This window comes from Mesorhizobium sp. M7D.F.Ca.US.004.03.1.1 (assembly GCF_003998635.1).
Taxonomy (GTDB): domain Bacteria; phylum Pseudomonadota; class Alphaproteobacteria; order Rhizobiales; family Rhizobiaceae; genus Mesorhizobium; species Mesorhizobium loti.
This window is the reverse complement of record NZ_RZQG01000242.1, coordinates 1-7,219: the sequence shown is the minus strand read 5'-3', so window position 1 is coordinate 7,219 and position 7,219 is coordinate 1. Positions and strand designations below refer to the sequence as shown.

8 protein-coding genes are annotated in these 7,219 nt (G+C 63.8%); 3 read left to right on the top strand and 5 right to left on the bottom strand.

Annotated elements, in window-relative coordinates; genetic code table 11:
- On the bottom strand, window positions 1-2,103 hold a 2,103-nt coding region (locus EN935_RS15640; protein WP_127373427.1), incomplete at its 3' end, for an AsmA family protein.
- A 131-nt stretch (window positions 2,104-2,234) separates the two neighbouring features.
- Here EN935_RS15640 and EN935_RS15635 point away from each other — a divergent pair.
- On the top strand, window positions 2,235-3,221 hold the full coding sequence (locus tag EN935_RS15635) for a Dyp-type peroxidase (RefSeq protein ID WP_127264572.1): 987 nt from the start codon (window positions 2,235-2,237) through the stop codon (window positions 3,219-3,221).
- Window positions 3,222-3,252: 31 nt separating this feature from the next.
- On the opposite strand, the gene EN935_RS15630 is transcribed toward EN935_RS15635, so the two are convergent.
- The 3 genes from EN935_RS15630 to EN935_RS15620 form a co-directional block, all read right to left on the bottom strand.
- Window positions 3,253-3,774, bottom strand: coding sequence for a hypothetical protein (locus EN935_RS15630; RefSeq protein WP_126069520.1), 522 nt, complete (start codon window positions 3,772-3,774; stop codon window positions 3,253-3,255).
- A gap of 106 nt (window positions 3,775-3,880) precedes the next feature.
- The gene (locus tag EN935_RS15625; RefSeq protein WP_127264573.1) at window positions 3,881-4,369 is read right to left on the bottom strand and encodes a hypothetical protein; all 489 of its coding nucleotides are present in this window, start codon (window positions 4,367-4,369) and stop codon (window positions 3,881-3,883) included.
- Window positions 4,370-4,437: 68 nt separating this feature from the next.
- Window positions 4,438-5,856 carry an FAD-linked oxidase C-terminal domain-containing protein gene (locus EN935_RS15620; protein WP_127264574.1) on the bottom strand — a complete coding sequence of 473 codons (1,419 nt, stop codon included), beginning with the start codon at window positions 5,854-5,856 and terminating at the stop codon, window positions 4,438-4,440.
- Window positions 5,857-5,966: 110 nt separating this feature from the next.
- On the opposite strand from EN935_RS15620, the gene EN935_RS15615 reads away from it, so the two are divergent.
- Together EN935_RS15615 and EN935_RS15610 are read left to right on the top strand one after the other, a co-directional pair.
- Window positions 5,967-6,446 carry a thioesterase family protein gene (locus EN935_RS15615; RefSeq protein ID WP_127264575.1) on the top strand — a complete coding sequence of 160 codons (480 nt, stop codon included), beginning with the start codon at window positions 5,967-5,969 and terminating at the stop codon, window positions 6,444-6,446.
- Window positions 6,447-6,703: 257 nt separating this feature from the next.
- Window positions 6,704-6,901, top strand: coding sequence for a hypothetical protein (locus tag EN935_RS15610; protein ID WP_056582983.1), 198 nt, complete (start codon window positions 6,704-6,706; stop codon window positions 6,899-6,901).
- Between the two features lie 45 nt (window positions 6,902-6,946).
- Here EN935_RS15610 and EN935_RS15605 read toward each other — a convergent pair.
- Window positions 6,947-7,219: Lrp/AsnC ligand binding domain-containing protein (locus EN935_RS15605; protein WP_164771149.1), on the bottom strand; the 273-nt coding region annotated here is incomplete at its 5' end.

The window sequence follows — 7,219 nt, the reverse complement described above, 5'->3', positions numbered from 1 at the left end:
CAGCGCGGTGGCATCAGGGTTTTTGGCGTTGAAGGTCAGCGCCACCGGCGCTTCGAGAAGCTTGTCCACCGCCCCCTTCCCCGACAGCGACGCGGAAAAAGCCGAGCCGCCGGCCTTGCCTTGCCCGCTCACCGCCAGGCCCGTGGTGCCGTCGCCATTGTCGGCCGCACTCGCCACCAGGTCGACGCGCGCATCCTGGAACAGCTCGGGATAGGCGGCGGCACGGCTCGCCAGTCCCTTGAGCACGGCACTGTCGGGATAATGCTGGGCCGCGACGTCGATCAGCGGCTTCAGGTCGACGGCAACCACCGATGCATCGAGCTTGCCGGTCGGGCTTGCCGGGAAATCCTTGATCCTGCCGGTGGCGCTGATCGAGGCACCGGCCAGCCCGCCCACTGACAGCCGGTCGATTTCGAGCAGTCCGTCGCGCAGCCTCAGTGCGGTATCGACCGTGTCGGCGGTCAGCCCGCCGGCGTTGACCGGCCCAGCCTTGATCTGGAAATCGAGGTCGCGGTCGGCAAAGCGGTTGGCGCCCTTGTCACTGACGAAGATCGAGGCAAAGGCCGCCAGTCCGTCCACATCGAGTTCGCCGCCTTCGAGCCGCATCAGCACCGAAGGCTTGGCGTCGTCGGGCTGGCTGGAATCGATGCGGCCGGAAAACTTCGCCTTGCCCAGGATCAGTTCGAGATCGCTGAAGGCCTGACGCTTCTCCGAGAGCTCGACCTTGGCCTTGAAGCCGGCGGCGGGCAATCGGCGGATCGCCTCGTCGACATCCTTCGACAGCCAGGCGGCAAAGCCTGAGGGTTGCGCCACGGCCAGCAGCAACGAACCGTTGAAGCCGAAATGGCCCTCCACGTTGAGCAGGAGCATGCCATCGGCTTCCAGCGTGGTGCGGCCGGGCAAGGTCGCGGCAAGCGATTTCACCGACCAGCCGCCATCGACCGGCTCGGCGGAAAGATGAACGTCGCGCACCGTGGTGTCGCCGGCCACCACCGCTGGCAGCTTGACCTCGACGGTGCCGGGGATGGTCGGCTTCGGCAGGTCGAGAAGCGCCTGCTCAAATGCCGCGATGCGCTGATCCAGTGTCAGGCCGGCGCCGGCCTCGGCGCCCACCGCCTCGTCGAACTGCACCTGCGCGCCATTGGCCTCGATGGCGAAGCTCGGCTTCAGCCCGAGATCGACCGAGGCCTTGCCGTCGGCGGTGTAGGGGTTGTCGAGCGGCCCGGTCTCGAAGCGGAATTCGTCGACGCCCAACTTCTGGTGGTCGAGGGAAAACTTGCCGTTCAGCCGAAAGCCCGGATCGGGCTTGCCGGCCGAGACCTTCACCGTCTCGCCATCGGTGCCGCGCAGCTCGGCGCTGTTCTTGTCGGCACCGGAGATCTTGAACTGGCCGGAGTAGACGGCGGCCCCATTGACGATGCCCGCATTGCCGTCGGTCTCGATGACCAGCGGATAGGCGTCCGGATCGGCTTTCAGCCGCAGCCGCATCTGCCCGGTGCCTTCGGCCTTGCCCGTGGACGCCGCGATCGTGGCGCGCAACCCGTCCAGCCGCAGCGTGCCGTCCATGCGCCACGGGCCGGCCAGGGACTTGGCCGAGATGGTCGAATTGATCTCGGAAAACAGGTGGCTGCGGCCGCCGGCGGCATGGCGCAGTTCGATCTGCCCTTCCGTCACCGTCAGCTTCTCGATCGAGATCTGGTTGAGGTCGAAGGGCGAGGACGGCCGCATCGCCCAGTCGACCGTGCCGTCATTGGCAATATCGATGGTCGCTTTCGGCCGCACCAGTCGCATGTCGAAGATCAGCACTTCGCCACGCAGGAAGGGCGCCAGTTCCGCATCCATCGAAAACGTTTCGACGGTCATGGCTGGCTGGCCATTGGGGCCGCCGGCAACGGCAACATTCGAGAAGGTCACCGAGGGGAACGGCAGCAGCCTTGCCGTGGCGTCGCCCTGCACGGTCACCTTGCGGCCGAGAATGGCGCTCGCCTCGCGCTCGAATTCGGCGCGGTAGCCGGTCCAGTCGACAAAATACGGCACCACCAGCGCCGCACACAGCACCAGCACAAAAAGACCACCGAAGATCACGAACAGGCGTGCGAGCATCAGCTCCGAACGGGTTGATTGAAATTCAGCCGCACTCTACCCGCATCCGCGTGTCGATAAAGAGGCAATTCATCCAGTGTTGCGCGATCCCTGATGATCTGAAACAAATCCTCGCAAAGCGGAGAATTCGGATGTCTGGGAAGAACTGGGATCGCGTGCCGATCGATGCGCAAAGTATCGACGCTCCGCTGTCGCTTTCGGCGGTCTTTCTTGTCGTCACCGTCGCCAGCGAGCAGAGTGCGCTCGCAAAGGTCGCGTCGGTGCTCGGCGAACTCGACGACCTGGTCAAAAATGTCGGGTTCCGCGACCTTGGCGGCCGCCTGTCGTGCATCGCCAGCATCGGCCACGATCTCTGGGACCGTCTCAGTCCCGGCCGGCGGCCGCTGGAGCTAAAACCGTTCGCGCCGATCAAAGGCGCGGTCCATTCGGCGCCGTCGACGCCGGGCGACCTTCTCTTCCACATCCGCTCAGAACGCCCCGACATGTGCTTCGAGTTCGAGCGCATCCTGCTCGACAGGCTCGGTTCCGGCGTCACTGTTGTCGACGAAGTGACGGGCTTTCGCTATTTCGATGCCCGTGACCTACTCGGTTTTGTCGACGGCACCGCCAACCCGACCGGCCTCGATTTGCCCGCCTCGGCGCTCATCGGCGATGAAGATGCCGACTTCGCCGGCGGCAGCTATGTCGTCGTCCAGAAATATCTGCACGACATGCAGGCCTGGGCGCGCATTCCGACGCCCGAGCAGGAAGCGATCATCGGCCGCACCAAGATCGACAACATCGAAATCGACGATGACGACGCGCCACGCAAATCGCACAAGTCGCTGGCCACCATCGAGGATGCCGACGGCAACGAGTACGACATATTGCGCGACAACATGCCGTTCGGCAGGCCCGGACAGAACGAGTTCGGCACCTACTTCATCGGCTATTCCAGATATCTTTGGGTCACCGAAAAAATGCTGCAGCGCATGTATATCGGCGACCCGCCGGGCGCCTACGACCGGCTGCTCGATTTCTCGACGCCGAACACCGGCACGACGTTCTTCGCGCCAACCCGCCCCATGCTGCAGGCCCTTGTCGAGGACGCGCAGAAGCAACTTCCCGCCGCGCGGTAAAGCGACGGCTGACGGCCTCTATCCGCGAGGATCAGCGCGCGTCACGCTTTGCTTGCGCCACCTTGCCCGCCTTGCGCTGCCGACCGAGTTCCGCCGGCCGGACCAGCTTCGGCGCTCGCTCGTTGGCCACGGCCCGCATGCCCTTGTGAGCCGTCCGCGAATTGTGCGCGGGACCATCCGCCGGCGCACTTTGCTTCATGGCCAGCGCCTTGCGTGCATTCCCGACCAGCGAAACCCGAGCCGCCAATTGGCGCCGCCGTTCGGCCTCGCCATTCAGCCGCCGCATCGCCATGGCCAATGTCGCGAGCTTGACCTGCGAACCGCCATCGGCCTTTGATGGCGCGGCCCCCTTCGGCGCGCCCTTGCCGCGTATCTCGCGCCGGCGCCGGTGCGCTTCGCTCTGCGCCTTGTCGCGCCGCTCGCGCAGCAGCTTGACCAGACCGGCAAGATCGGCGTCGGAAAGCTCCTGCACCGCGGGATGGTGCGATTTCTCCACCAATTCCGTCTCATCGGCGCTCAGCGCGCGCGCCTCTTCCTTGCGTGAAATGGCCATGACGGTCCTCCTCAGCTGGCGCGCCTGTCGGCTCCAGGCTTGCCGTCTGAGGACCCTCGACCCTAATGGTGGCGCGGTCAAGACAAGCAGGGAATCCCCTGACGGATCAATTGCGTCGCCGAAGCCTGTCGAGAAAGTGGCCCGGTCTGACGTGCTGCGCTGGGCGACTGTGTCCAACAGTTTCCATGAGCACGGTCAAAACCGCTCCGTTGTGAAGGCTGGTCGAGAAACTCTCGGCAATGAACTCCAGCGTTGAATCGTGGAACGCCACTATGAAATGCCGGTAGTCTAAAAACAGTTCAGGCGTATGGGATGAATGAACCCGATTGGCCTTTTCCAGGGAAGCGATCCACGACGAATTGCGGACTTCAAATGCCTCGTAGGCCCGCAAGCCCAACGGATAGAGACGATGGCCGCTGATGGCTTCATCGTTCGGCGGGCCGAACTGAAACGCCAGATAAGGATCTGCGGTCAAGACGGCGACGGATTGGTTGCCTGTTACCGATGAAACCGAGCGCGGATTCGTGCCATCGAAGGACGTATCCGGAGCATTGGCGATGTAGGCAACGACCAGTCTGCCTTCATCCGCAAACACATGAGGTAATGGCGCCCGGCCGACGAGGGCGGCACCTCGATCGGCAGCAGGGTTTCGGCAGCCGACATCTAATGGCCCTCGTCCGGCAAAATCTTGCCCGGGTTCATGATGTTTTGCGGATCCAACGCCTGCTTGATCGTGCGCATGATGTCGACGCCGTGGCCGAGCTCGTGACGCAGGAAGCCGATCTTGCCCTGGCCGATGCCGTGCTCGCCGGTGCAGGTACCGTCCATGGCGATCGCCCGCATGTTGAGCCGCGCGACGAATTTTTCCGACAGCGCGATCTCCTTCGGATCGTTGACGTCCATCAGCACCAGCACGTGAAAATTGCCGTCGCCGGCGTGGCCGACGATCGGCGCGATCAGGCCCATCTCGGCGATGTCGGCTTCGGTTTCCAGGACGCATTCGGCAAAGCGCGAGATCGGCACGCAGACATCGGTCGACAGGCCCTTGGCGCCGGGCCGCAGCGTCAGCGACGACCAGTAGGCGTCGTGCCTGGCCTTCCACAGTTTCGTCCGCTCCTCGGCGACGCTGGTCCACAGGAACGGTCCGCCGCCATTTTCTTCCGCGATCATGCCGAAGGTCTCGGCCTGCTCGGCCACGCCGGCATCGCTGCCGTGAAACTCGACGAACAGGCACGGGCTCTCGGGATAGTCCAGTTTCGAATAATTCTTCATCGCCCGCATCTGCAGCGCGTTGACCAGTTCGATGCGCGCCACCGGAATGCCCATCTGGATCGTCGCGATGACCGCGTTGCAGGCCGCCTCGACGCTCGGAAACGGGCAGACGCCGCCGGAGATCGCTTGCGGTATGCCTTGCAGCTTCAAGGTCAGCGAGGTGATGATGCCGAGCGTGCCTTCCGAGCCGACCAGCAGTCGCGTCAGATCGTAGCCGGCCGAGCTCTTTTTCGCGCGCTTGCCGGTCGTCACCGTCTCGCCGTCGGCCATCACGGCGGTCAGCGACAGCACATTCTCGCGCATCGTGCCGTAGCGCACCGCATTGGTGCCGGACGCCCGCGTCGCCGCCATGCCGCCGAGCGAGGCGTTGGCGCCCGGGTCTATCGGAAAGAACAGGCCTGTATCGCGCAGATGCCGGTTGAGGTCCTCACGGGTCACGCCGGGTTCGACGGTGCAGTCGAGATCCTGCGGATTGACCGCCAGAATGCGATTCATGCGCGAGGTGTCGACCGATATGCCGCCGCCCGGCGCATTGGTGTGGCCTTCCAGCGAGGAGCCAACGCCAAACGCGATCACCGGCACCCGGTGCGCGGCACAGGCACGCACGATCTCCTGCACCTCGGCCGTCGTCTCCGGGAAAGCAACGCCATCCGGCGCCTGCGTTGGAATATAGGTGGTGGTATGCGCATGCTGGGAGCGGATGGCCTGGCCGGTCTGGAAGCGCTCGCCGAGCTGTTGCTTGAGGATGCCGAGCACCGCGGCGATGCCCTCTTCGTTGCGTTCGACCGGGTTGAGGTCGCTCAGAGCCATGAATTCCTCCGCGAATGGACCAGCGCCCACGCTTGTCATGCATCTATGGATGCGTAGTCTCGTAGTCTCACCAGCCACGCTCTGTCCAGCGCCAGAACAAGGAAGTTTCGATGCCCATCCCCGCCCCCTTCGTCTCCAAACCCATGGACATCGAGAAGGACTGGATCGACTACAACGGCCATCTCAACATGGCCTACTACAACGTGCTGTTCGACCGCTGCTCGGACGAAGCCTTCGAGGCGATGGGCATGGGGCTGGATTACGTGAAGGAGCGGCGGCTCACCGTTTACACCGCCGAAGTCCATGTCTGCTACGTCCAGGAACTGCATCTGGATCACAAGGTCCGCATCTCTCTCCAGCTCATTGACCATGATGACAAGCGGCTGCGGACCTACCAGGAAATCCGCCATGTCGACGGCTGGCTCGCCGCCACCTCCGAGATCCTGTCCCTGCATGTCGATATGTCCGGACCGAAGGTCGCACCCTTCCCCGCCGATGTGCTTGCCAAGGTCGAAGCCATGCGCGCCGCCCATTCCGCACTGCCGATGCCGGAGCGCGCCGGCCGCTCGATCGGCATCAAACGCAAATAGGGCAAAGCCGACACCTCTCGTTCCCGGACAGAGCGATGGGCTTGGGCTTCAAAGCCACACCGGCAATCTAAAATCGCAAAACCCTGGAATCGGCTGGCGGCAGTGCTTGAAGCGACTCGGCGCCCGCGTTAACCTTACCGAGGTTTTAACGGGAACAAGCCGATTGAGCCGTTGCGCGACTCAGCGGGTCGGTCGAAAACGATCCGCATCGAGGTAGCGACACGGGCGGCGGGGCGAAGCCGGTTCGAGGAACGTGCATGAAAACCGACATCAAGGTCGAGGTGGACAGGCTGGCTGCCGATCCGCGCATAACCGACTATGATTTCTGGCGTTCCCTCAAGAACGTCAACAACGAGATCTTCCACATCGCCAACAGCAACGAGCCGATCCCGTTCGACATGATCCGCTGGCGCGCCATCCTGAAGCAGGCGCGCATGAAGCGCGGCCACGCTTAAAACCCTCGAACCGACAATCTCCTACACCAAGCCTGGCCCCTTACATCAAGCTTGGCGCTTGATGGCTCCCAGGGCCGAGCGCGCCACCACCGGCGACGACTGGATGATGGCCGTGTTGGTCATCGCATAGGGAATGATCCGGTCGATCACCCGCTCGAGTTCAGCCACCGAGCCGACATGCGCCAGAGCAATGAAACAGTCCTCGCCGGTCACCCGGTCGCATTGCGCGATCTCCGGCAGCTCGCGGATGATTTCGGCCACGACCGCCAATTGCCCCGGTACCGGACGGATGCGCAGCCATGCCGATAGCGGCAGACC

What these genes read in the sequence shown, in the direction of transcription:
- EN935_RS15635 (WP_127264572.1), top strand. Translation starts at nt 2,235, where the DNA reads ATGTCTGGGAAGAACTGGGATCGCGTGCCGATCGATGCGCAAAGTATC.
- EN935_RS15630 (WP_126069520.1), bottom strand. Translation starts at nt 3,774, where the DNA reads ATGGCCATTTCACGCAAGGAAGAGGCGCGCGCGCTGAGCGCCGATGAG.
- EN935_RS15620 (WP_127264574.1), bottom strand. Translation starts at nt 5,856, where the DNA reads ATGGCTCTGAGCGACCTCAACCCGGTCGAACGCAACGAAGAGGGCATC.
- EN935_RS15615 (WP_127264575.1), top strand. Translation starts at nt 5,967, where the DNA reads ATGCCCATCCCCGCCCCCTTCGTCTCCAAACCCATGGACATCGAGAAG.
- EN935_RS15610 (WP_056582983.1), top strand. Translation starts at nt 6,704, where the DNA reads ATGAAAACCGACATCAAGGTCGAGGTGGACAGGCTGGCTGCCGATCCG.